Raw genomic sequence first — 22,352 nt, 5'->3', positions numbered from 1 at the left:
CACCCCCGATAGGAACCCTCTGCGGTCACCTCACTCATTTGGGTGACAACTTCCGGTGAAGTCCCCCATCGAGGCATCCGGTGGACAGAATCGGACCGGCCTCTCGGGGCCTTCTGCGCTGTCCGGGCCTGATGGGGGGCCAACGGCATGATTCGAACCAGGGCTGGGACTCCTCGGCGTTCCGGCCGGCGGTCCGTGCGGCGGGTGCTGGGCGGGGCCCGGATCGTCGGCGGTGCCGTGTTCCTCGCGGTCGGCACCGGGCTGATGCTGCACGTCAGGCAGGTGATGCTGCGGGAAGCGCGCCATGCCCGCGAGGCCGCGGGCGCCGCGCGGAGTGTGCTGCTCAGGCCGCTGCCCGCCCGGATCGACGGGCTGGCCACCGCCGCCGCGCAACTCTCCGCCGACCGGGGTGTGAGCGCCGGCGGCGACCTGTACGAGGTGATCGCCACCGAGCACGGCGTACGGGTGGTGATGGGCGACGTACGGGGCCACGGCCTCGCCGCCGTCGGCACCGTCGCCGCCGTGCTCGGCAGCTTCCGCGAGGCCGTCCACGACGAGGCCGAACTCGCCGGAGTCCTCACCCGCCTCGACCGCGCCCTCGCCCGGCACCACCGCGTCCACGCTCGCGCCGAGGACACCGAGGACTTCGTCACCGTCCTCCTCCTGGAGATCGCCCCCGACGGCGCCCTCCACGCCCTCAACTGCGGCCATCCCTGGCCCTACCTGCTCAGCGGCGGCCGGGCGCAGCTCGTGGCCCCCGCCGATCCACTGCCCCCACTGGGCCTCTTCCCCCTCCCCGCCGAACTGCCGCCGACCCCGTGCGGGCACCTCCTCCCCGGCGAGGCACTGTTCCTCCACACGGACGGCGTGGAGGACGCGAGGGACGAACAGGGCCGCTTCTTCCCCTTGGCGGGCGCGCTGACGGAAGCCGTGAGAGGCCGCCCGATCTCCCCTCATTCCGTGCTCCGTGAACTGTTCACCCAACTACTCCGCCACGCAGGAGGAAAGCCCAAGGACGACATCGCCATACTGGTACTCCACAACGAACGCACGCTGTCCTCTTTCAGGGGCGCGGGGAACTGCGCGACAAGCCACAATGTTCCCGCAGTCGACATCCCACCGGTCGCCCCCACCCCCTAGTCGCCCCGCCCCCCCCCGGCAGGGGGGGGCCGCCCCCACCGAGCCACCGGAGGGCCCATGCAGCCCAACACCCTGCTCGACGCGATCCTCGACGAGGCCGGTATCTCGCACGCCGGTCTCGCCGCGCACGTCAACCAGGCGGGGCGGGCCCGGGGACTGGCGCTCAGATACGAACACACCGCCGTGGCGCGGTGGTTGAAGGGCCAGCGCCCACGCGGCCAGGTGCCCGACCTGATCTGTGAGGTGCTCGCCGGACGGCTGCGCCGGACCGTCACCCTCGACGACATCGGGCTCGGTGTGCCCGGCGAACCGACCTCCCCGCACGGCGCCGGCCTCTCCGGTTTCGTGGAGCGCGCCACCGCCCTGTGGCGCTCCGACGAACAGCAGCGCCCCCATGTCCTCGGCGCCCCCGCCGTCACCGGGACGCCCGCCGTGATGCCCGTCTGGGAGTGGGAGAACCCACCGGAGGACGTCGACGTCTCCCGGGGCGGACGGCATCCCGTCAGCATGGCCGACATCGACATGCTCCGCGCGGCCCGTACACACTACGAGCAGATGTACCGCAAGGCCGGGGGAGTCGCCACCCGCACCCGGATCGTCGGCTTCCTCAACGCCGAGGCCGCGCCCCTGCTGCGGGGCAGCTACACCGACGCCACCGGGCGCCAACTGCACCGGGCCACCGGGGGGTTGGTGGCGATCGCCGGGATCTGCGCGTACGACTCCGACGCCCACGGGCTGGCCCAGCGCTACTTCCACCAGGCGCTGCGGCTGGCGAAGGCCAGCGGGGACCAGGGGCTCGGGGCGTATGTCATCGCGCTGCTCGTCAACCAGTCGCTGTTCATGCGGGAGAACCGGCAGGCCGTCGCCTTCGCCGAGGCGGCGCTCCGCACGGCCGGCAAGCAGATCACGCCTGCGCTCGCCTCCGATCTCTACGCGATGCAGGCGAAGGCGTACGCGCACCTGGGCGACGGCACGAGCGCGCTGTCCTGCATCCGGCGGGCCGAACAGGCCGCCGAGCGCATCCGGCGCGGGTACGAACCCGATGAGACCGGCTATGTCCAACCCGGTCTGGTGAACGTACAGGTGGCGGAGGCGCTGCTCAGCCTCGGCGACCTGACGGCCGCGGCGGAACACGCGGCGGCGGCCGTCGACACCCCGGCGCACGACCGGGGGCGGGTCCACCGGCTCGCGATGCTCAGCCAGATCGAACTGCGGCAGGGCAACGCGGACAAAGCGGTGGCCAGCGCCGTCGAAATGGCCGAACGGGCGCGCGGAATGGAGTCCATGCGTCTGCGCGACAGACTGCGGGCGGTACGCGAACACCTCGTGCGCAGCGGCTGCGCGGGGACCTCCGAGGCCGCCGAACTCATCGACGGAGCACTGCGCGTACCGCTCTGACAGCGTCCCGGGGGCGCGGCCATGCACCGGTCGTGCGCCTGCTGCCACAAAGCTCCTGCTGCGATATTGCCACTTACTCGGCGGAAGGTGGCAGAACCGTGCAGTGGACGAAACAGAGCGAACAAACTGTGTACTCGAACCGCTGGTTCAGCGTCAATCTCGCGGATGTCGCGTTGCCGGACGGGCGGCACCTCGATCACTTCATGATCCGGCTGCGGCCCGTGGCCGTGGCCACCGTGATCAACGAGGCCAACGAGGTGCTGCTGCTGTGGCGGCACCGCTTCATCACCGACAGCTGGGGGTGGGAGCTCGCGGCGGGCGTCGTCGAGGACGGCGAGGCCATCGCGGAGGCGGCCGCCCGTGAACTGGAGGAGGAGACCGGATGGCGGCCGGGACCCCTGCACCACCTGATGAGCGTCGAGCCCTCCAACGGGCTCACCGACGCCCGGCACCACATCTACTGGGCCGACGAGGGCGCGTACGTCGGTCATCCCGTGGACGACTTCGAGTCGGACCGCCGGGAATGGGTTCCCCTCAAGCTCGTTCCCGACATGGTCGCCCGCGGCGAGGTCCCGGCCGCCAACATGGCGGCGGCCCTGCTCCTGTTGCATCACCTGAGGCTCTAGCGGCCCAGTACCTGCCAGACGGACACCACCAGGGCGCCCAGGGCCGTGAGGGCAGCCACCGCGGGCAGGGGCCAGCGGGCGTGCTCCAGGGTGACGACCCGGGTGTGCAGGTCGTCGAGTTCCTTGGCGCTCTGTTCGGCGCGGTGGCTCAACAGGGTCAGCCCTCCTTCGACGCGTGTGTGCGCCACATCCAGGCGGCGGCGTAACTCTGCGAGTTCGCCGTGGTGCACGGGATGCTCGGGGTCGATGGCCACGAGTCGGCTCCTTTCCGTAGTCGTCCCATCCCTTGCATGCGCACGTGAAGTCAACTCGCCTGGTGGGCGGGTGGGGAGAGTGTGCGGACGGCATATGCGTGTCCGCCGCGCACACGGTGTGTGAATACGACGGGCCCGGCACCGATTCCGGTGCCGGGCCCGTGCGAACGGTGCGGACAGGAATGCCTGACCGTCCGTAGTCAGGCGTACGCGTAGAAGCCCGACCCCGTCTTCCGGCCGAGCCTGCCCGCGTCCACCATGCGCTGGAGCAGCGGGGGAGCGGCGTACAGCGGCTCCTTGTACTCCTCGTACATGCTGTTGGCGATGGAGACGATCGTGTCCAGGCCGATCAGGTCCGAGAGCTTCAGCGGGCCCATCGGGTGGGCGCAGCCCAGCTCCATGCCGTTGTCGATGTCCTCGCGGCCCGCGATGCCCGACTCGAACATCCGGATCGCGGAGAGCAGATACGGCACGAGCAGCGCGTTGACGACGAAGCCCGAGCGGTCCTGGGCGCGCACCGCGTGCTTGCCGAGCACCTTCTCGGCGAACAGCTGCGCCCGGCTGAGAGTGCCCTCGGAGGTGGTGAGGGCCGGGATCAGCTCGACGAGCTTCTGCACCGGCGCCGGGTTGAAGAAGTGGATGCCGATGACATGGTCGGGCCGCGAGGTGGCGACCGCGAGCTTCACCAGCGGGATGGAGGAGGTGTTGGAGGCGAGGATCGCGTCCGGGCGGGTCACCACCTGGTCGAGCACCTGGAAGATCTGGGTCTTCACCTGCTCGTTCTCCACGACCGCCTCGATGACGAGGTCCCGGTCGGCGAACTCGCCGAGGTCGGTGGTGAAGCTCAGCCGGGCCTGGGTGTCGTCCCGCTCCGCCTCGCTGATCTTGCCGCGTTCGGCCGCTTTGGACAGGGAGTTGAACAGCCGGGTACGGCCGATTTCCAGAGCCTCGCCGCTGGTCTCGGCGACCTTCACGTCCAGTCCGGCGCGGGCGCACACCTCGGCGATGCCCGCTCCCATCTGGCCGCAGCCCACGACTCCGACCCGTGCGAGATCTCCCGCCTGGAAGTCCGTCACATCGTCCCTTTCACTGGTCTACGTGCCTGGCAGATACCCGGGGTGGGGGCCTGCGCCAAACCCGCACGTTACCCGCGACGTCTGCTGATCAGTATTCCGGGTGTCACATGGAAGGCTGGCCCGGGAGCGGTCCGCGACGGGGCGGACGCGCGGGATGGGCACGCGGAGTAAGCGTGAGTACGCGGACTGCGCGTAGTACACGGAGGTACGGACGATGCATCGCAGGCCACGGATGTCACGACGGGCGTTCTGGGCGACCGCGGCGGCCACACTCGTGGCGGCCGGCGGGGTGGCGGCCGGCACCGCCATCGCCGGCGGGGAGCCGAGCCCCCGCCGCCGGGCCGCCGAGGGCGGGCTGCGCGGTATGTGGCTGGCCACCGTCGTCAACCGCGACTGGCCCTCCGCACCCGGTCTGACCGCCGCCCGGCAGCGCGCCGAGCTGCTCGCCCACCTCGACACCGCCGTGGACCGCCGGCTCAACGCGGTGATCTTCCAGGTCCGCCCCACCGCCGACGCGCTCTGGCCCTCCCCGCACGAGCCCTGGTCGCAGTACCTCACCGGAACCCAGGGCGAGGACCCCGGCTGGGACCCGCTGGGCACGGCGGTCGAGGAGGCCCACGCCCGGGGCCTCGAACTGCACGCCTGGTTCAACCCCTACCGGATCGCCAACCACACCGACCCCACCCGTCTGGTCGCCTCCCACCCGGCCCGGCGCCACCCCGACTGGGTCGTCCCCTACGGCGGCAAGCTCTACTACAACCCCGGCATCCCCGCCGTCCGCGCCTTCGTGGAGAAGGCCATGCTCGACGCCGTACGGAAATACGCCGTGGACGCCGTGCACTTCGACGACTACTTCTACCCGTACCCGGTGGCGGGCCAGGTCTTCGACGACGACGCGGCCTACGACGCGTACGGCGGGGGCTTCCCCAACCGGGCGGCCTGGCGGCGGGACAACATCGACCGGCTGGTGCGGGAGACGGCCGCCGAGATCAAGGTGATCCGGCCGGGCACCCAGTTCGGCATCAGCCCCTTCGGGGTGTGGCGCAACGCCGTGACCGACCCGGCGGGATCGGACACCCGGGCGGGGGTGCAGACGTACGACGATCTGCACGCGGACACCCGGAAATGGGTCCGGGAGAACTGGATCGACTACATCGTTCCGCAGCTGTATTGGTCGGCACACCCGCTTGACCAGCAGGTTCCTGCCAACTATGCCGTCCTTCTGCCCTGGTGGGCGGAAGTCGCGAAGGGGTCCGGGACACGGCTCTACATCGGGGAGGCCCTCTACAAGGCGGGTGACCCGGCGCAGCCCGCGGAGTGGCAGGACCCGGCCGAGCTGTCCCGGCACCTCACTCTTGCCAAGGAGTATCCGGAGGTGCGGGGGCATGTGTTCTTCGCGGCCAAGGAGGTGAAGGCGGACAGGATCGGGGCTATGGCCCGGGTGGTTGCCGACCACTACCAGGGGTCGGTGAGGACTCCCCGGTGATCGAGGGTCCGGCCGTCTACAGGGCGGTCATGGCCGTCCGCCCTGCGGGTCGTAGACGCGGGGTGGTTTCGGCAGCCGCATCACCCTGTCGGAGCGGACCCTGCCGACCAGTTCGACAGGCAGGTCCCGCAGGACCCAGGAGAGGCGGGTGATGTCGTAACCGGCGTCGCCCACGATGACGATCTCCGGATCGCCGGACACCCACTGTCCTGCCGCCATCAACCGCTCGACCACGTCGCGGAGCTGGGCGGCAGTCACTGCGGTGGCGTCGTCCACCGGCCCCAGGCGGACCACGTCCACGATCGTGGTCCAGGAGGTGCGGCCGGGCTCCAGGACGGCGACGAAGGAGTAGGGCCAGCCCGGGATGAACCGGGATGCGGACTTCGCACGGCCATAGACATGGCAGAACAACCTTTCCGCTGAGCACGGCGCGTCGGAGCGGAACCACGGCGAGACGTCGACGGCCAGGACCAGCCTCCCATCAGGGAAACGCGGCAGCGGCAGGCCGGCCAACACCGTTCTCAGCTGCTCGGCGTCGATACGCCCCTTGTTCAGGCCGCCGTACATCCCTCCGTGACCACGCCGGTGCTCCGGTGCGAGCGTCAGATCGACCGGTGACCTCACCGGGCCGTCCGCGCACAGCACCGCGTCCGCGAGCTCGAACAGCTCATCGCCCCGGGCGGTCAGGCACGCATAGAAATCGCCCCGGAAACGAGAAACTTCCGCCAGCGTCTCCCGCCGGGCCCCAGATAAGAGCAGACTCATTTTCACGGCCTTCACGCTGATCAGATGCCTGATGCGACACGGCACACGATCGCGCGAAGGCCGCCGGCTTATCTGGCGAACGCAAAGACCCCCACAAGTGCGAGCTCTGTTCGAGGGCCGCCAGTGTGCTCACCGGGTCAACGCGAGCAGTTCATCGATCGCCTGTTTCTCGCCACCGCCACTGAGGTGGGCGATGGCCGCCAACGGCGCGAGCTGAAGCCTAGGACGGGTGCCCCCGTTCACTGAGCATCACCCACCAGGGGATTGAGCACGGCTGGGACGGCACACCATCCGCCAGCCGGCACCCAGGCCGCCGCCAGCTGACGAACACGCCTTCCTCGCCAGGTGCCGCGCTTAGCCGACCGGGAGATCGAGGTTACGTCCCCGCCGCTGGTCGGGCGCCGGCGTCCGTGGCCAGGGTGTGGTCGAGGACGGCCGCGGCCAGGGGTGCGTGGACGGCGCGGGGCAGGGCGTGCCCCATGCCCGGTACCTCCACCAGCCGTGCCCCGGCGATCACTTGGGCGAGATGTTCGGGGTGCGGCGGTGGGAAGACGGGCTCGGCCGGGGCGGAGATGACCAGGGTCGGTACCTCGGTGCGCGCAAGTTCCTCGGTGCGGTCCATGCTGGAGTGGTCCGCGCGCCCGTGGGTCATGGGCGCCTCGTAGCGCCCGGCGTGCTCGATGATGCGGCGCTCCGAGGCCCGGAACTCCTCGGAGTCGAAGGGGATCTGATCGCCGTTGAGCAGCCGCCAGTGCTCCACGCGGTGGTCCAGCTCGCCCTCCAGGCCACGGTCCTTGTGGGGGTGGGACCAAAGTTCGAGCACCCGTGCGTCGATGGACGGGAGCCGGTCTACGGGAGTTCGGGAGCCGTCCGGGTGCGCCAGTGGGGTGCTGCTGAGAGCGCCGGTGCCCATCACTGTCGCGCTGAGCAGCCGTTCGGGGTGATCGGCGATCAGCAGTTGGGTGAGCATGCCGCCCAGGGAGTGACCGACGATGTGCGCCCGCTCCACTTCGTACGCGTCGAGGACGGCGAGCGCGTCCGAGGCGAGGTCGACGATGCGGTACGGGTGCGTGTCGAAACTGAAGCTGGAGCGGCCGGTGTCCCGGTGGTCGTAGCGGATGACGCGGTGGCGCACGGCCAACGCATCAACCAGTCCCTCCGGCCAGCCCAGCCCAGACGCCCCGGCCCCCATGATCAGCAACAGGGTGGAATCCCGGGGGTCGCCGCGCACCTCGGACCACAGCCGCACCGCCGGGTCAACCTGGACAAACCGCTGATTCATGGCACCGTCCTCCACATCCACATCCACATCCACGACTCGATGACGAGACGAGCCGTCTCGTCATGTTGCGTCGTCATCATGATGCATACCTCCGGAGTGATGCAATGCGACTCGTCTCGTCTCGTCTCGTTGCTGACCGGACACTCGAAGAGGTGCCAGAACTCATCTCGATACCTTCTGAACCCCCGTCGCACACGAGCCGTGTGCGGCATCCGGCCCGCTCCGGCGGCGACAAACTATGTGCCTGACGCAGACGAGCAAGTGACTGCTCTGCGTGACGCCAGAAGATAGAGCACAAGTTCAAGTCACGACGAAGCCCCGCCGGCTCGGCGGGGCTTCTGTGTACAGAGGCTATGACGGAGTGCAGCGGTTGGCGTGGGCACCGTTGTACTCCGGCTCTCCGCTTTCGAGCACGCGGAGCAAGGACGCGGTGACGACACGCGTGCTACGTCCGATGCGTAGCACGCGGCACGGGAACTCCCCGCGACGCACCAGGTCGTAACCCTTCGCCCGAGAGAACCCCAACGCCCTGGAGGCGTCTTCCACGCTCCCCGTTCCGTTCCAGGTGGCGCGGATGTGTGTAGGGCTGTAACGGGTGCTTTGCGCCTCGTTGGTCTGTCCGTGCAATTCGGATTCTCCACTACCGGCTGGAATGGCTCCCCGACGAGGGATGAGGGAACAGCGGAGTCCATCCGCGCGCAGGAGAACACAGCCGCGTCCAGGAACCCGGCCGGCAGAGGCAGTTCCGGCATTCTGGACATGATTCGCTGTGTTCTGTGCCATTACCGGAAGAGAGGCCCCCGCAAACCGAGCGGGGCCCGGTCGGGAGACGCGCCGATGCAGGTGAAGGAGGCACGGGAGCTGATCGGGCAGGTGGTGACGGCGCGGATCGAGTGCGGTTTCGCGAGGCTGCACCAGGAGCACGAGTTCGCACGCCATCCGCGTCCCGTGCCAGCGTTCCGACCGGGCGATCATGCGCCGGGGCATGACTCCAGCCGCGTGCCGGCCGTGCCGCTGGCCGAAGTCGCGACGACGGTGACGGACGACCAGCCGAAGGTGTTCTTATCCTTCAGGATGGAGTACGGCGGGCGGCCGTACCGGGACATGTGCGTACGGCGCTCCTGGCTGCACCAGGTCGTCCGTCCCGGGTGGGCGGTGATGGACGACCGGGTGGTGGTCGACGTCCTTGAGTGGGCGACCGGTCCGACCGGGCGGCGCCCGTCGAAGGTCGCCTCCTGCTGGATCTGGACGGATTTCGACGAGGGCCCACACGGATGGCGGGCCTGGGGCGATATGCGTGAGTACGACGTCGACTGGCGCGCGCAGGCCCCGGTTCTCGTACCGTCCGATCCGGTGTTGCGCTGAGCGGGGAGCCGGGGCACGCGGGGTGGCGGTGCTCGAGGGTGATGTGACCGGCGGACTCGGCGGCTGGTGCGGCCGTTGACAGAGGCTGCACACGGCGACGCCGCCTCGGGTGCCGACTGGGGCGGCGTCGCTTCTCGGTCAGGAGTGGTCCGGACGGTCCCGGCCGCCGGCACACGGTCGCGGGTCCGCTCATGTCGCCAGGCGTTACCACCGGACCTGCGGGGCGGGTTCCCGTACCCCGTCCTTCAGCGCCTTCTCCACCTCGAAGCCGGTTTCACCGGTCTCCCTAGCCGCAGGCGGAGTGTAAGTGGCGGCTTCTCCGCGGGCACGCGCCGACGGCACGATGCCCGCCCTCGGAGCAGACCGAAGGCGGGCGTCGTGGGGGAGGGCCGGTCAGGCAGGGGTGATGCTCTCCGCCTGGGGCCCTTCTGACCCTGGGCCAAGTCGTAGTTGACCTTCTGGCCTTCCTGGAGTTCACGGAAGCCCTGGGCGGCGATGTTGGAGTAGTGGGCGTAGACGTCCGGGCTGCCGCCGTCCTGCTCGTCGCAGAGGGACTCAACGGATGTCTCACCGGCCCCCTTCGGCGTTCAGCAGGGTGGTGCCCGCAGGGGTCAGGGTGTGCAGGACGGATGGGCCGTGGCGGCGGCTGAGGAGCAGGCCGCTGTTGCGCAGGACGGTGGTGTGCCGGGTGGCGGAGGCCGCGGATACGCCGGCGAGCCGGGCGAGTTCACCGGTGGTCGCGCCGGTGGCGGAGGCTCGGAGGATGGCGGCGCGGGTCGCTCCGATGAGCGCACGGAGCGGGGTCGGTGAGGCGGGCGCCCCGGTGTGGCCGTCGTCGGGATCCTGGTGACGCAGGGGGTAGACGAGGACGGGCGGGAGGTCGGGGTCGGCCAGGGCTACGGGGGTGCCCCGGCAGAAGTATGAGGGGATAAGAGTGAGGCCGCGGCCGCGCAGATGCAGATCCCGGTCGACGGGGTAGTCGACTTCCAGGGTCGGTCTCAGCCAGCGGATACACGGGCCCAGTCCCGCGAGCAGCCCTCCGGTGCCGTCGTCCAGCAGGGCACGGGCGCGGAGCGAGCGGTCGGCGTCGTGGTGCGCTTGCATGAGATCGCGGTGCGGAAGAAGGGCGATGCCGTGATAGACCCGGATCGTCTCAACTAATTGACCGCGGGTTTCCGTATCGGCTAATCGCCGGGTCCAGGAGGGAACGCTTCTCACTCTGGCCAGCATTCCGATTTCGTGCTGGACGAGGCTGCGGGGAGCGGAGAGTATCGCCTCCAGTCCTGCTTGCAGGCCCTCGGCCGCCGCGCCGGGGGTGAGGAAGTCGGGGAAGTAGCTGCCGCGAGGGTAGAGCGGCAGCAGTACCTCACGGACGGCTGCGGTCAGTGCCTTCTCTTGCAGGGCCTGGCGTGTGGTGCGGTGCCACTGCTCGTAGGGCCGCAGGTTCCGTCGGCCCTGGAGCCGGTGCAGGCTGAAGTAGATCTCCCAGAGTGGATCGGGTCTGGACGCGACTTGAACACGCGCTAAATCGGCATCCGTGAAATGGATACGGAGCATTGAGTTCCCCTCGTCTGCCTCGTCTTTTGCGCTGGCGCGTAAAAGTATGTGCAGGAGCACAGAAGGCTGGCAAGGTCGTCTCGAATCCCGGTGCAGCACTGGGTGGTCTAAGACGAAGAGGATTTTCCGGATGCGATCGAAGATCATGAAGCGGGCGTGTGTCACCGCCGCGACCGTCGCCGCGCTCACCGCCGGCGGCCTGGCCGGTGCGGGCACCAGCTTCGCGGCCCCCGCCTCGTCCTCGGTGCCCGCGGCGTCGGCGGCGAGCGCGGAGGCCATCGGCGTGCTCGCCGTGAACAACCTGGGGCTGGACACCGCCCACGCCAAGAGCTGGCAGTGCCTGCTGCGCGACCGGGCGAGCACCTTTGGTTTCCCCGGCCCGGGCACCATCGACGGCCAGCTGGGTACCAACAGCTGGAAGGCGGCGCAGAACTTGTTCAAAACCCTGGGCTACTACAGCGACTCCATCGACGGGATCGTCGGCCCCAACACGATCAAGGGGCTGCAGCAGTACCTCAACCTGCACGGCGCCAGCCTCACCGTCGACGGGCTCGCCGGACCCGCCACCAAGTCCGCGTTCTGGAACTTCGCCGGCACCCACCGCTGCTGACCTGGTCTCGCCTCCGACCGCACACACGCGCACCGCTGCCCGTCCTCCCCTCAGGGAGGACGGGCAGCGGCCCGTACGGCGACACATGACCGCCTTTCCCCTACGAGAACACACAGGGAGACACACCCCATGGACCTCCCGGACCGCCAAGACCTACGGGGCACCAGACGCCCCGCATCCCCCTCCCCGCTGCCGCGCCGGACGTTCCTTGGCGCGCTGGGCGCCGCGGCCGTACTGGGCACGACAGCGCTCCCGGCCTCGGCCGCCACCTACCCGCTGCTCACCCGCGCCCAGTGGGGAGCCGACGAAGCCCTGCGCTACACCGCCACCGGCACCGAGCGCTGGCCCCCCGCCTACTACCCGGTCCAGACCCTGACGGTCCACCACACCGCGGACGGCGGCGACAGCCTGGAGGCGACCGCCCGGGTGCGCGCGATCTACCGCGCCGACGCCGCGGAGTACGGCGACCTCGGTTACCACTACCTGATCGACGCGGCCGGTCAGGTGTACGAGGGACGCTGGTCGGGCACCGACGGAACGCCCGCGCACGACGCGGCGGGCCGCCTGGTCACCGCCGCCCACATCGGGGAGTACAACTCCGGGAACGTCGGCATCGCCCTACTGGGCACCTTCACTGCACAGTCCGCAACCCCGGAAGCGCGCGTCTCGTTGGCCCGGCTGCTGGCCGAACTCGCGGGCCGTCACGGGGTGGACCCGCTGGCCGACGTGGTCTACCGCAATCCCGTCAGCAATGTGGTGCGCACCGTGCCGGCCATCGGCGGGCACCGCGACTGGGCGAGCACCGAATGCCCAGGCACGCTCTACACGGACCTGCCCTACATCCGCCGGGAGGTCGCCGAACTCCTCGCCGGCTGAGACGGGCCGCGATACCGGGCATCTTCTTGCCGCGCCCACCGGGTTCCCGGCGAGGTGCGCCGCGTCAGACCCACCCGGCGGCACCTGAAGAAACTGACCGTCCTCGAGAAGAAGACCGGCTGGCGGTACTGCATCTCCGCCACCAATATCCGGCACATGTGGGGTATCGCCGGCTCGGGCCACAGCCAGTTCCTGGACGTGCTGCACCGCTCACACGCCGGCGTCGAGGACCGGGTCCGCACCAACAAGGCGACGGGGCTGGACAACTTGCCCTCCGCCTCCTGGGAAGTGAACCGTGGCTGGATGCTCGCCGCGAACCTCGCCAGTGATCTCGACGCCTGGGTGCGGCTGCTGACCCTGCACGACGTCGAGGGCCTGACCGACGCCGAGCCCAAGACCATGCGCTTCCGCCTCTATCACCTGCCTGCCTGCCCGCCTCGCCGACCACGCCCGACGCCGATGGCTGCGTATCGACGCGACCTGGCCCTGGGCAAAAGCGTTCACCACCTGCTGGCAGCGGCTCACCACCCTCCCAACTGTCACCTGACAGCCGGGTACTGCCGCGACAAGGACCAGGAAGGAGAAGACCGGCAGCACTCCGGGCCCGTGGAGCCCGGCGCACCCGCAGCGTCACGCGACGGCCCACCTCGAACGGCCCGAGGACATTACGGGCGAACTGCCAAGCGAGTCAGCCACCGAACCCCGCTGACGATCGAGGTTAGTAGAAGCCGTCCGTCGTGGCGCAGGGCTTCGGCGAAGTGGCGTAACGTCCGGTTTCATGATCATTGAGTCCGAGGAAGAGCGCCCACCACGGCCACGGGCTCACACCGGCCGGCAAGGAAGTCTTCGACAAGCAGCTGCCCAACAGCGAGCCGAAGTTGTGGCACTGTCAACTTCGACTGGGCGTCAGGTGATCAAGAAGGAAAACCCCAGCCAGATCCTCCCTCCGGCAGGCCCATTCGGCGCTTCATTCGCGGAATCAGAGGTGAATATTGCGAGCGGGAGGACTACTGGCCCGCCCCCTGTGTCCTGCATCCGGAACGGGTGACGGAACATCCGGTGAGGAACCAGCCCCGGGCCGGACAGCATGCCAGGAGGCTGTTCGAAGCCTTGCCCCCCTGACCGCATCCGGCCACAGCACCCGACACGGTTACACCACTACAGGGGACATGACCGAGATTGACGCGGTGTCAGGACTTCTGCCCGCAGCTGTACTGGAACATCGGCTTCGCCGCCGCCGACTACGCGAAGCTGCTGCCCTGGTGGGCGGAGACCGCCCGGGACACCGGGACCCGGCTGTACATCGGGGAGGCCCTGTACAAGGCCGGCGACCCGGCCCAGCCCGCGGCCTGGCAGAACCCGGCCGAACTGTCGGCGCATCTCACACTGGCCCGCGACTTCCCCGAGGCGCGCGGGCATGTCTTCTTCTCGGCCAAGGAGGTCGGGATCGACAAGATCGGTGCGATGGCGCGGGTGGTCGCCGACCACTATCAGCGGTCGGCGGAGCCACCGCGCTGAGTGCCGGAGGCGGGGTGGTTACCTCGGGTCCCCGGGGTGCCGGACGACCGTGTCCGGGCCGGGGGACATCAGCGCCTCGTGTCCGTCGTCCTCGAACCTGACCCGGTAGGGCGGGTTCCCGTTCTGGCCGAGCACCTCCAGGACCTGCGCGGTCCGGTCGTGGTGCCCGACGGTCCTGCCGTGCACCAGCAGGGTGTCGCCTACAGCTGCCTGCATCGGGGGCCTCCTCGTCTCGCACGGGAGTGGCGGTCCGTGACCGCAGTCTATTGCGGGCGGCGCCGGATGGGCCGGTGTGCGTACGGGTTCTCCGGCGCCCTCAGGCGGAGGAGCGCTGGGTGACCGCGATACAGACCAGCACGGCGACGGCCGTCAGGGGCGCGGCCGGGGTGAGCTGCTCACCGAGGAGCAGCACCGACCACACCAGTGTGAGCAGCGGCTGCGCCAGCTGCAACTGGCTGGCCTTCGGTATGCCGATCGCCGCCATGCCCCGGTACCAGACGACCAGCCCCAGGAACTGGGACCCGGCCGCCACCCAGAGCAGCCCGGCCACACCGTGCGCGGTCAGCTCGACCGGCTCGTACGACAGGGCCAGCAGCGCGCCCGGCACGGTCAGCGGCAGACAGAGCACCAGCGCCCAGCCGATGACCTGCCAGCCGGGCATCAGCCGGGCCAGCCGGCCGCCCTCGGTGTAGCCGGCCGCGCACACCAGCAGGGCGCCGAAGAGATAGAGGTCGGCCGCGGTGAGGGCCCCGCCGCTCTGGGCCACGGTGAACACGAGGACGGCGGCGGCCCCGGCGAGGGCGGCGGCCCAGAAGGTGCGCGAGGGGCGGGTGCCCATGCGCAGCGCCGAGAACAGGGCGGTCGTCAGCGGCAGCAGACCGACCACGACGGCGGCGTGCGCGGTGGTCGAGGTCCGCAGGGCGAGCGTGGTGAGCAGCGGGAAGCCGACGACCACTCCGGCGGCCACGACCGCGAGCCCCGCCCAGTGCCGACGGCCGGGCACACGTACGCGCAGCGCCAGCAGACAGCTCCCCGCGATGACCGCCGCGAGCACACTCCGCACGGCGACCAGGGACCAGGGGCCGAAGCCTTCCAGGCCCCAGGCGGTGGCCGGGAAGGTGAGGGAGAACGCGGTGACACCGAGGGCCGCCTGAAGGGTGCCGCCGCTGCGGAGGCGCGGGCGGTGGTGGCCGGTGTCCGGGGCCGCCCGGCGCGGCTCGGTGCTTTCCGGGCCGCTGCCCACCGCTACTGAATCGTGGGCGATAGCGCTACTCTCTGCTCTCATGCACGAGCGTAGCAGTGTCGCGGAACTGGTGGAACAGCTGCGGAAGGAGCTGGACCGCTACTCACCCGAGGGAAAGCTGCCGTCGAGCCGGGCGCTCGTCCAGCGGTTCCGGGTGAGCCCGGTGACCGTCTCCCGGGCCTTGGCGCAACTGGCCGCCGAGGGGCTCGTGGTGACCCGGCCGGGCGCGGGCGCCTTCCGGGCCCGGCCGCGCGCGAGCGGGGCCGCGGCCGTCGGGGACACCTCCTGGCAGGAGGTCGCGCTGAGCGCCGACGGCGGTGCCGAGCCGTCGCCCCGCACGGTCGACGCCTCCGGGGTGCTGGTCTCGCTGGCCTCTCCGCCGCCCGGGGTGATCGAGTTCAACGGCGGCTATCTGCATCCGGCGCTCCAGCCGGAGCAGGCCATGGGCGCGGCCCTGTCGAGGGCCGGGCGGCGGCCCGGGGTGTGGGCGAGACCGCCGGTCGAGGGCGTGCCGGAACTGCGCGAGTGGTTCGCGCGGAGCATCGGCGGGGCGATCACCGCGGCCGAGGTGATCGTCGCGGCGGGCGGCCAGTCCGCGCTGACCACCGCCCTGCGCGCGCTCGCCCCGCCCGGGGCGCCCGTGCTGGTGGAGTCGCCCACCTATCCGGGCATGCTGGCGATCGCGCGGGCGGCCGGGCTGCGGCCCGTTCCGGTGCCCATGGACGCGGACGGGGTCCGGCCCGCCCTGCTCGCCGACGCGTTCAAGGCCTCCGGCGCCCGCGTCCTCGTCTGCCAGCCGCTGTTCCAGAACCCCACCGGCGCCGTCCTGTCGGCCGACCGCAGGGGCGAGGTGCTGCGGATCGCCCGGGAGGCGGGCGCCTTCGTCGTGGAGGACGACTTCGTCCGCCGGCTCGCGCACGAGGACGCGGGGCCGCTGCCCCGGCCCCTGGCGGCCGACGATCCCGACGGTGTGGTCGTGCATGTGTCCTCGCTGACCAAGGCGACCTCGCCCAGCTTCCGGGTGGGCGCCCTGGCCGCCCGGGGCCCGGTCCTGGAACGGCTGCGCGCCATCCAGGTCGTCGACACCTTCTTCGTACCGCGCCCCCTTCAGGAGGCCGCCCTCGAACTCGTCGGCTCGCCCGCCTGGCCCCGCCATCTCCGTTCGGTGTCACGGGAGTTGAAGAACCGCCGGAACACCCTGACGTCCGAGCTGGGTGTCCGCCTCCCCGAACTCGCCCTGCCGCACATCCCCTCCGGCGGCTACCACCTGTGGCTGCGCCTCCCGGACGGCACGGACGAACCGGGCCTGGTGGCCGCCGCCCTCCGCGCGGGCGTGGCCGTCACCCCCGGCCGCCCCTACTTCAGTGCCGAACCCCCGGCCGGGCACCTGCGGTTGAGCTTCGCCGGGGTCGCGGGGGCGGGGGAGATCGTGGAGGGCGTACGGCGGCTGAAGGAGGCCGTAAACGGTTCGACAGCGGGCCCGTGACCTGCGAACGTCCAGCCATGAGCGACGAGTCGAACCAAGGCCTCCCCGAAGGCTACGAGCTGTCCGACGACCCCGGCCGCATCGACGTCGGACGGGTCCACCACTGGCTGTCCACCGACGCGTACTGGGCCCTCGGCCGCCCCCGGGAGAAGCAGGAGCACGCGATCCGGGGGTCGCTCAACTACGGGGTGTACGAGGTGGGTTCGGGGGAACAGGTGGCGTACGCGCGGGTGGTGACCGACCGGGCCACGTTCGCCTGGCTCTGCGATGTGTACGTGGCCCCCGAGGCGCGGGGGAAGGGGCTCGGCACCGCGCTGGTCGCGGGTGTGTGCGAGCGGCTGCGGTCGTACGGGCTCCGGCGCGTCCTGCTGGCCACGCACGACGCGCACGGTGTCTACGCCAAGCTCGGGTTCGAACCGCTCGCCAAGCCCGACCAGTGGATGGCGCTGCTGCTGGAGTGAGGGGCCGGATACCCCGGGTAACTCCTGAGTAACGCCTCTTGACCTGCGCGGTACCCCGTTCCACCATCGCCGCATGCCTCTTCGGGTCACGTTCGTCGCCGCCGCGCGCTGCTCCTCGCTGCTCGCGGAGCGTTTCGAGGACGACCGGCCGCTGGACCAGGCCGGCTGGGACGAGGTGCAGCGCGCCGCCCATGAACTGGTGCCGCTGGCGGCGGCCGAGCTGCGCTACTGCTCACCCACGCCCCGCTCCCGGGCCACCGGCGACGCCCTCGGCTACGCGCCGCTGGCCCAGCCCGCGCTGCGGGACTGCGACATGGGCCGCTGGCGCGGCTTCACGCTCGGCGAGGCCATGGCCCGGGAGCCGTCGGCCGTGGACGCCTGGCTCGCCGACCCGCACGCCACCCCGCACGGCGGCGAGTCGCTGATCGGGTTCATCTCCCGCATAGGCGGCTGGCTCGAAACCCGACCCGTGGGCGAGGGCGGCCGTGTCGTCGCCGTCGCCGAGCCGTCCGTACTGCGCGCCGCCCTGGTCTACGCGCTGAAGGCGCCGCCGTCGTCGTACTGGAACATGGACATCCGCCCCCTGTCGACCGTCACGGTCGCGGGCCACGCGGGCCGCTGGAACCTGCGGCTGGGCGCCGCGAGCTAGGGCCCCGGTGAGGGGGCTCGCGGGTGTGGTCGGTGATCAGGAGCAGGTCCTTCGTGGGGCCGCCGACCTGCCAGGTCGTCCGCCAGTGGTTCTCGTCGTGGACCTCGAACTCGCCCCGGTAGAGGTCGGCCACGCAGGGGTGGTCCGTGCGCCAGTGGCCGGTGGTCAGGTCCAGGTCGTGGAAGGGGCGGTCGTCGGCGAAACGGACGTCCGCCGTGCCGGGGGCGGGGCCCGGCAGGAAGCGCAGGGTGCGTTCGGCGGGGCGCGGGACGCCCTGCCAGACGAATGTCCCGCTCTCCCGGTGCGGGAGACCGCCTCCGTCCAGCGGGCTGAAAACGGTCGTCCCCGTGAACTCCCCCTCGGCCCCGCTCGCGAGATCCCGCACGGACCGCAGGACCCGCCAATGCCCGGAGAGATGGGCCAGCACATCGGGAACTGGCAGGAAACCGCTCATCCGTCCTTCACTTCCGACCACTTCCGACTACGCCCGACACTTACGTCCGACACTTTCGGTGCTGTGCGACCCGTTGACGCTGTCTCGGTCACCTCCCTATCTTGCCGTTCGAAGTGCTGATCATCGTCTGACATTTCGAACAGCTCCTGTCACTCCTTGACCCCCACCCCGAGCCGCGGAGTATCCATGTCACGCAGCACCCGCACCCGTTGGAGACTCGGCCTCACCGCCACCGCCTTCCTGGTGGCCGCCGCCTCCGTCCCGGCGCCCGCGCACGCCGAGGACGTCACCGACTACGCGATCACCGTCGACCCGTCCGCCGACGGCGCGCAGATCGACGACACCATGTACGGCGTCTTCTTCGAGGACATCAACCGGGCCGCCGACGGCGGGCTCTACGCCGAGCTGGTGCAGAACCGGTCCTTCGAGTACTCGACCGCCGACAACAGCGCCTACACCCCCCTCACCTCCTGGACCGTCGACGGCACCGCACAGGTCGTGAACGACGCCGGCCGACTCAACGAACGCAACCGCAACTACCTCTCCCTGGGCGCCGGTTCGTCCGTCACCAACGCCGGCTACAACACGGGCGTCCACGTCGAGGAGGGCGAGAGGTACAACTTCTCCGTGTGGGCCCGCGCCGACAGCCGTACGGCGCTGACAGTGACCCTCCAGGACGCCGACGGCACGCTCGCCGAGGCTCGCGAGGTGACCGTGAAGAACGGCTGGGCCAAGCACAAGGTCTCCTTCAGGGCCACCCGGACCAGCTCGCACGGCCGTCTCACCGTCACCGCCGCCGGAGCCGCCGCCGTCGACGAGGTGTCCCTCTTCCCGCGCGACACCTACAAGGGCCACAAGAACGGCCTGCGCGAGGACCTCGCCGAGAAGATCGCCGCCCTCGAGCCGGGCTTCGTCCGCTTCCCCGGCGGCTGCCTCGTCAACACCGGCTCCATGCAGGACTACAGCGAGGCCTCGAACTGGGAGCGCAAGCGCGCGTACCAGTGGAAGGACACCATCGGCCCGGTCGAGCAGCGCGCCACCAACGCCAACTTCTGGGGCTACAACCAGAGTTACGGCCTCGGCTACTACGAGTACTTCCAGTTCTCCGAGGACATCGGCGCGATGCCGCTGCCCGTGGTGCCCGCTCTCGTCACCGGCTGCGGCCAGAACCGGGCCACCGACGACGAGGCCCTCCTCCAGCGGCACATCCAGGACACCCTGGACCTCATCGAGTTCGCCAACGGCCCCGTGACCAGCGAGTGGGGGAAGAAGCGGGCCGAGATGGGCCACCCGAAGCCCTTCCACCTCACCCACCTCGGCGTCGGCAACGAGGAGAACCTGCCGAACGAGTTCTTCGCCCGCTTCCAGAAGTTCCGGGCCGCCATCGAGGCGAAGTACCCCGACATCACGGTGATCTCGAACTCCGGCCCCGACGACACGGGCACCACCTTCGACGCCGCCTGGAAACTGAACCGCGAGGGACACGTCGACATGGTCGACGAGCACTACTACAACAGCCCGCAGTGGTTCCTCCAGAACAACGACCGCTACGACTCCTACGACCGCGGCGGCCCGAAGGTCTTCCTCGGCGAGTACGCCTCCCAGGGCAACGCCTTCAAGAACGCCCTCTCCGAAGCCGCGTTCATGACCGGCCTGGAGCGCAACGCCGACATCGTGAAACTCGCCTCCTACGCACCGCTCCTCGCCAACGAGGACTATGTGCAGTGGAGCCCCGACATGATCTGGTTCAACAACCACGCCTCCTGGAACTCCGCCAACTACGAGACCCAGAAGCTCTTCATGACCAACGTCGGCGACCGCGTGGTCCCGTCCACGGCCACCGGGACGCCCGCGCTGACCGGCCCGATCACCGGAGCGGTGGGCCTGTCCACCTGGGCGACGACGGCGGCGTACGACGATGTGTCGGTGACCTCGGCCGACGGCACCTCCCTGCTCACCGACGACTTCGGCGGGGACGCCTCGCAGTGGACCCACACCGGCAGGGGCAGCTGGACCGTCCAGGACGGGCAGTACGTGCAGACCGACGTGGCCGCCGAGAACACCATGGTCTCCGCCGGTGACACCGCCTGGCACGACTACGACCTGAAGGTGAGGGCCACCAAGAAGGCGGGCAAGGAGGGCTTCCTCGTCGCCTTCGGCGTCAAGGACACCGGCAACTACTACTGGTGGAACCTCGGCGGCTGGAACAACACCACCAGCGCGGTCGAGCAGGCCGTCGACGGCGGCAAGTCCTCGCTGATCTCCAAGCCGGGCACGATCGAGACGGGCCGTACGTACGACGTCGAGGTCAAGGTGCGGGGGCGGCAGGTGACCCTGCTGCTCGACGGCAAGGAGTGGGGCTCCTTCACCGACGACAAGCCGGCGGAGCCGTTCCGGCAGGTGGTGACCCGGGACGCGGAGACCGGTGACCTGATCGTCAAGGTCGTCAACGCGCAGGGGGTCGCCGCGCGGGCGGCGATCGATCTGGGGGGTGCGCAGGTGCGTTCGACGGCGCGGGTGACCACGCTGGCGGCGGCGCCGGACGCGGTGAACACGGAGACGGCTACGCCGGTGGCGCCGGTGAAGTCCACGTTCAGTGGGGTGGCCGAGGAGTTCAGCTATACGTTTCCGGCGAACTCTGTGACGTTCTTGAGGATCAAGGAGCGGTGACGGGGGGAGCGGCCTGGGCTCTGTGAGCCGGGTGCGGGTGGGTGGGGGCTGGTCGCGCCCACGCGGCGGAGCCGCATGGTGACACAGCCCCGCGCCCCTTGTCGGACCTGCGGCCCATCCAAGGGGCGCGCCTCACCTACGAGCGGCGGCGGGGCTTTCCGGGCCTGCCGCCGCTCTTCGCGTTGCGCTGGCCCCGGGCCGTCGTGGGCTGGCGTCGGGGCGCGGCCGGGCGTTTGGCCTTCGGGGGCTGCTTCTCCTCCGGGGGCTTCGCGCGGCCCCGGGAGCTGTTGACCGTGCGGCCCCGGACGATGCCGATGAAGTCCTCGACCAGGTCGGTGGTCGCGTCCTGGGGCCAGGAGAGGGCGACGCGGGACTCGGGGGCGTCCGTGACCGGGCGGTAGGTGAGGTCCTTGCGGTGGTGCAGACGGGCGAGCGACTGGGGGACGAGCAGGAGCCCGATCCCGGCCGCCACCAGCTCGATCGCGTCGGCCGTGGTGGCGGGGCGCTCGAACGCCGGCTCTCCCGGTGGGCGCTCCCAGTCGAGGGTGTCGTCCAGGGGGTGCAGGACCACCTCGTCCGCGAGGTCCTCGGTGGTCACCTCGTCCACCGCCGCGACGACATGGTCCTTGGGGATCACGACCACCGTGGTCTCGGTGTAGAGGGGGATCGCGCTGAGGTCGGTGTCGTCCACCGGCAGCCGTACGAAGCCGGCGTCGGCGCCGCCGTCCCGCAGCACGCCGAACGCCTCGCCGGCCGTCACCTGGAGGAGGGTCAGGGGGATGTCGGGCAACCGCTCGTTCCAGATCCGCACCCACTTGGTGGGCGTCACTCCCGGGACGTACGCGAGCCGGAACGAAGGGGATGCGGGGGATGCGGGAGATGAGGGGGATGCTTCCGAGCCTGTCACGTGACCAGGCTAATGGGCGCGGGGCCGGTCGTGGTCGGCGGTCGTGGTCGGCGGTCGCGCACACGGTCGATACCCTTGACCCCATGACGTCGCACCAGACCACCCAGACCATGAAGCCCGCCACCGCGGCGAAGAAGCTGGGTGTGTATCTCCAGGCCACCCCCGCGGAGTTCCAGGAGGGCGTCGTCTCGCGCGCCGAGCTGACCGCGCTCCAGACGGACCCGCCGGCCTGGCTGGAGGAGCTGCGCCGCAACGGCCCGCACCCCCGTCCCGTGGTCGCCGAGAAGTTGGGCGTCTCCATCGCGGGGCTCGCCCGCGGCGGAGTCACCGAGGCCCTTACCACCGAGCAGATCGAGTCCCTGAAGCAGGAAAGCCCCGAGTGGCTGCGCAAGGAGCGCGCCACCCAGGCCGAGGTCCGCAAGGAAGGCGCCCGCGTCAAGAAGCGCAACGCGGAACGAGCGGCCACCCAGGCGGACGACACCCGCCGCCGCTGACCGGACGCGCCGCTCCAGCCTCCGCCGTCCGTCGA

Annotated in this window: 22 protein-coding genes and 3 pseudogenes; 14 read left to right on the top strand and 11 right to left on the bottom strand. The window is 70.5% G+C overall.

The genetic code is table 11. The features are described from left to right. The first annotated feature begins 147 nt into the window (after positions 1-147). The 3 genes from F9278_RS07550 (at position 148) to F9278_RS07540 (ending at position 3,164) form a co-directional block, all read left to right on the top strand. Positions 148-1,140: a PP2C family protein-serine/threonine phosphatase gene (locus F9278_RS07550; RefSeq protein WP_152167584.1), complete on the top strand. Its 993-nt coding sequence runs from the start codon at positions 148-150 to the stop codon at positions 1,138-1,140. 57 nt (positions 1,141-1,197) lie between these two features. Next, complete coding sequence (locus tag F9278_RS07545; protein WP_152167583.1) at positions 1,198-2,538, top strand: transcriptional regulator; 1,341 nt, start codon at positions 1,198-1,200, stop codon at positions 2,536-2,538. A 98-nt stretch (positions 2,539-2,636) separates the two neighbouring features. Further along, complete coding sequence (locus F9278_RS07540) at positions 2,637-3,164, top strand: NUDIX domain-containing protein (RefSeq protein ID WP_152167582.1); 528 nt, start codon at positions 2,637-2,639, stop codon at positions 3,162-3,164. Here the strand turns inward: F9278_RS07540 and F9278_RS07535 are convergent. Together F9278_RS07535 and F9278_RS07530 are read right to left on the bottom strand one after the other, a co-directional pair. Beyond that, positions 3,161-3,418 (bottom strand): hypothetical protein, encoded by a 258-nt coding sequence (locus F9278_RS07535; protein WP_152167581.1) that lies wholly within the window; start codon positions 3,416-3,418, stop codon positions 3,161-3,163. The two genes, F9278_RS07540 and F9278_RS07535, sit on opposite strands and share 4 nt — an antisense overlap. Positions 3,419-3,618: 200 nt before the next feature. After that, complete coding sequence (locus tag F9278_RS07530; RefSeq protein WP_152167580.1) at positions 3,619-4,494, bottom strand: 3-hydroxybutyryl-CoA dehydrogenase; 876 nt, start codon at positions 4,492-4,494, stop codon at positions 3,619-3,621. A 214-nt stretch (positions 4,495-4,708) separates the two neighbouring features. Here F9278_RS07530 and F9278_RS07525 point away from each other — a divergent pair, with 214 nt between their 5' ends. After that, positions 4,709-5,980 (top strand): glycoside hydrolase family 10 protein, encoded by a 1,272-nt coding sequence (locus F9278_RS07525; RefSeq protein ID WP_226966664.1) that lies wholly within the window; start codon positions 4,709-4,711, stop codon positions 5,978-5,980. A 30-nt stretch (positions 5,981-6,010) separates the two neighbouring features. On the opposite strand, the pseudogene F9278_RS07520 reads toward F9278_RS07525, so the two are convergent. The 3 genes and pseudogenes from F9278_RS07520 to F9278_RS46930 all read right to left on the bottom strand — a co-directional run. Next, positions 6,011-6,745: pseudogene (locus F9278_RS07520) on the bottom strand (transposase); the annotation flags it as partial. A gap of 376 nt (positions 6,746-7,121) precedes the next feature. Beyond that, positions 7,122-8,027, bottom strand: a complete 906-nt coding sequence (locus tag F9278_RS07515) for an alpha/beta fold hydrolase (RefSeq protein ID WP_152167578.1) — start codon at positions 8,025-8,027, stop codon at positions 7,122-7,124. Between the two features lie 351 nt (positions 8,028-8,378). Then, the gene (locus tag F9278_RS46930; protein WP_226966663.1) at positions 8,379-8,810 is read right to left on the bottom strand and encodes a helix-turn-helix domain-containing protein; all 432 of its coding nucleotides are present in this window, start codon (positions 8,808-8,810) and stop codon (positions 8,379-8,381) included. A gap of 54 nt (positions 8,811-8,864) precedes the next feature. Here F9278_RS46930 and F9278_RS07505 point away from each other — a divergent pair, with 54 nt between their 5' ends. Beyond that, the gene (locus F9278_RS07505) at positions 8,865-9,392 is read left to right on the top strand and encodes a hypothetical protein (protein WP_152167577.1); all 528 of its coding nucleotides are present in this window, start codon (positions 8,865-8,867) and stop codon (positions 9,390-9,392) included. 393 nt (positions 9,393-9,785) lie between these two features. On the opposite strand, the pseudogene F9278_RS07500 reads toward F9278_RS07505, so the two are convergent. Together F9278_RS07500 and F9278_RS07495 are read right to left on the bottom strand one after the other, a co-directional pair. Beyond that, positions 9,786-9,934: pseudogene (locus F9278_RS07500) on the bottom strand (cold-shock protein); the annotation flags it as partial. 25 nt (positions 9,935-9,959) lie between these two features. After that, a complete protein-coding gene (locus F9278_RS07495; protein WP_152167576.1) occupies positions 9,960-10,949 on the bottom strand; it encodes an ArsR/SmtB family transcription factor in 990 nt (329 codons plus the stop codon). 130 nt (positions 10,950-11,079) lie between these two features. Here F9278_RS07495 and F9278_RS07490 point away from each other — a divergent pair, with 130 nt between their 5' ends. The 4 genes and pseudogenes from F9278_RS07490 to F9278_RS07475 all read left to right on the top strand — a co-directional run. Beyond that, positions 11,080-11,559, top strand: a complete 480-nt coding sequence (locus F9278_RS07490; RefSeq protein WP_152167575.1) for a peptidoglycan-binding domain-containing protein — start codon at positions 11,080-11,082, stop codon at positions 11,557-11,559. 129 nt (positions 11,560-11,688) lie between these two features. Further along, complete coding sequence (locus F9278_RS07485; protein WP_152167574.1) at positions 11,689-12,435, top strand: peptidoglycan recognition protein family protein; 747 nt, start codon at positions 11,689-11,691, stop codon at positions 12,433-12,435. A gap of 54 nt (positions 12,436-12,489) precedes the next feature. After that, entirely contained in the window at positions 12,490-13,224 is a 735-nt protein-coding gene (locus F9278_RS07480; protein ID WP_226966662.1) for a transposase, read from the top strand. A 414-nt stretch (positions 13,225-13,638) separates the two neighbouring features. Further along, positions 13,639-13,953: pseudogene (locus F9278_RS07475) on the top strand (hypothetical protein); the annotation flags it as partial. Positions 13,954-13,971: 18 nt separating this feature from the next. Here the strand turns inward: F9278_RS07475 and F9278_RS07470 are convergent. Both F9278_RS07470 and F9278_RS07465 read right to left on the bottom strand, forming a co-directional pair. Then, on the bottom strand, positions 13,972-14,169 hold the full coding sequence (locus F9278_RS07470; protein WP_152167573.1) for a DUF1918 domain-containing protein: 198 nt from the start codon (positions 14,167-14,169) through the stop codon (positions 13,972-13,974). A 100-nt stretch (positions 14,170-14,269) separates the two neighbouring features. Next, a complete protein-coding gene (locus tag F9278_RS07465; protein WP_152167572.1) occupies positions 14,270-15,238 on the bottom strand; it encodes a DMT family transporter in 969 nt (322 codons plus the stop codon). Here F9278_RS07465 and F9278_RS07460 point away from each other — a divergent pair. From F9278_RS07460 to F9278_RS07450, 3 genes are all read left to right on the top strand, one after another. Then, on the top strand, positions 15,237-16,682 hold the full coding sequence (locus tag F9278_RS07460; RefSeq protein ID WP_152167571.1) for an aminotransferase-like domain-containing protein: 1,446 nt from the start codon (positions 15,237-15,239) through the stop codon (positions 16,680-16,682). The two genes, F9278_RS07465 and F9278_RS07460, sit on opposite strands and share 2 nt — an antisense overlap. Positions 16,683-16,699: 17 nt before the next feature. Then, entirely contained in the window at positions 16,700-17,143 is a 444-nt protein-coding gene (locus F9278_RS07455; protein WP_152167570.1) for a GNAT family N-acetyltransferase, read from the top strand. A 73-nt stretch (positions 17,144-17,216) separates the two neighbouring features. Beyond that, a complete protein-coding gene (locus tag F9278_RS07450) occupies positions 17,217-17,792 on the top strand; it encodes a histidine phosphatase family protein (RefSeq protein ID WP_152167569.1) in 576 nt (191 codons plus the stop codon). On the opposite strand, the gene F9278_RS07445 is transcribed toward F9278_RS07450, so the two are convergent. After that, a complete protein-coding gene (locus F9278_RS07445) occupies positions 17,737-18,246 on the bottom strand; it encodes a DUF6314 family protein (protein ID WP_226966661.1) in 510 nt (169 codons plus the stop codon). The two genes, F9278_RS07450 and F9278_RS07445, sit on opposite strands and share 56 nt — an antisense overlap. A 186-nt stretch (positions 18,247-18,432) precedes the next feature. Between F9278_RS07445 and F9278_RS07440 the strand changes: the two genes are divergently transcribed. Continuing rightward, on the top strand, positions 18,433-20,916 hold the full coding sequence (locus tag F9278_RS07440; protein WP_152167568.1) for an alpha-L-arabinofuranosidase C-terminal domain-containing protein: 2,484 nt from the start codon (positions 18,433-18,435) through the stop codon (positions 20,914-20,916). A 136-nt stretch (positions 20,917-21,052) separates the two neighbouring features. On the opposite strand, the gene F9278_RS07435 is transcribed toward F9278_RS07440, so the two are convergent. Next, on the bottom strand, positions 21,053-21,745 hold the full coding sequence (locus tag F9278_RS07435) for a LysR family substrate-binding domain-containing protein (RefSeq protein ID WP_152167567.1): 693 nt from the start codon (positions 21,743-21,745) through the stop codon (positions 21,053-21,055). 161 nt (positions 21,746-21,906) lie between these two features. Here F9278_RS07435 and F9278_RS07430 point away from each other — a divergent pair, with 161 nt between their 5' ends. Then, positions 21,907-22,317: a DUF5997 family protein gene (locus F9278_RS07430; protein WP_152167566.1), complete on the top strand. Its 411-nt coding sequence runs from the start codon at positions 21,907-21,909 to the stop codon at positions 22,315-22,317. The last annotated feature ends 35 nt before the right edge of the window (positions 22,318-22,352 follow it).

The sequence above is a fragment of the Streptomyces phaeolivaceus genome, assembly GCF_009184865.1.
GTDB lineage: Bacteria > Actinomycetota > Actinomycetes > Streptomycetales > Streptomycetaceae > Streptomyces > Streptomyces phaeolivaceus.
This window is presented reverse-complemented; position numbering and strand designations above follow the sequence as displayed.

Excerpts from the sequence above, each read along its gene's own strand:
- F9278_RS07550 (WP_152167584.1), top strand. The coding sequence starts at position 148 with ATGATTCGAACCAGGGCTGGGACTCCTCGGCGTTCCGGCCGGCGGTCC.
- F9278_RS07545 (WP_152167583.1), top strand. The coding sequence starts at position 1,198 with ATGCAGCCCAACACCCTGCTCGACGCGATCCTCGACGAGGCCGGTATC.
- F9278_RS07525 (WP_226966664.1), top strand. The coding sequence starts at position 4,709 with ATGCATCGCAGGCCACGGATGTCACGACGGGCGTTCTGGGCGACCGCG.
- F9278_RS07515 (WP_152167578.1), bottom strand. The coding sequence starts at position 8,027 with ATGAATCAGCGGTTTGTCCAGGTTGACCCGGCGGTGCGGCTGTGGTCC.
- F9278_RS46930 (WP_226966663.1), bottom strand. The coding sequence starts at position 8,810 with ATGGCACAGAACACAGCGAATCATGTCCAGAATGCCGGAACTGCCTCT.
- F9278_RS07505 (WP_152167577.1), top strand. The coding sequence starts at position 8,865 with ATGCAGGTGAAGGAGGCACGGGAGCTGATCGGGCAGGTGGTGACGGCG.
- F9278_RS07495 (WP_152167576.1), bottom strand. The coding sequence starts at position 10,949 with ATGCTCCGTATCCATTTCACGGATGCCGATTTAGCGCGTGTTCAAGTC.
- F9278_RS07490 (WP_152167575.1), top strand. The coding sequence starts at position 11,080 with ATGCGATCGAAGATCATGAAGCGGGCGTGTGTCACCGCCGCGACCGTC.
- F9278_RS07485 (WP_152167574.1), top strand. The coding sequence starts at position 11,689 with ATGGACCTCCCGGACCGCCAAGACCTACGGGGCACCAGACGCCCCGCA.
- F9278_RS07470 (WP_152167573.1), bottom strand. The coding sequence starts at position 14,169 with ATGCAGGCAGCTGTAGGCGACACCCTGCTGGTGCACGGCAGGACCGTC.
- F9278_RS07460 (WP_152167571.1), top strand. The coding sequence starts at position 15,237 with ATGCACGAGCGTAGCAGTGTCGCGGAACTGGTGGAACAGCTGCGGAAG.
- F9278_RS07465 (WP_152167572.1), bottom strand. The coding sequence starts at position 15,238 with ATGAGAGCAGAGAGTAGCGCTATCGCCCACGATTCAGTAGCGGTGGGC.
- F9278_RS07455 (WP_152167570.1), top strand. The coding sequence starts at position 16,700 with ATGAGCGACGAGTCGAACCAAGGCCTCCCCGAAGGCTACGAGCTGTCC.
- F9278_RS07450 (WP_152167569.1), top strand. The coding sequence starts at position 17,217 with ATGCCTCTTCGGGTCACGTTCGTCGCCGCCGCGCGCTGCTCCTCGCTG.
- F9278_RS07445 (WP_226966661.1), bottom strand. The coding sequence starts at position 18,246 with ATGAGCGGTTTCCTGCCAGTTCCCGATGTGCTGGCCCATCTCTCCGGG.
- F9278_RS07440 (WP_152167568.1), top strand. The coding sequence starts at position 18,433 with ATGTCACGCAGCACCCGCACCCGTTGGAGACTCGGCCTCACCGCCACC.
- F9278_RS07430 (WP_152167566.1), top strand. The coding sequence starts at position 21,907 with ATGACGTCGCACCAGACCACCCAGACCATGAAGCCCGCCACCGCGGCG.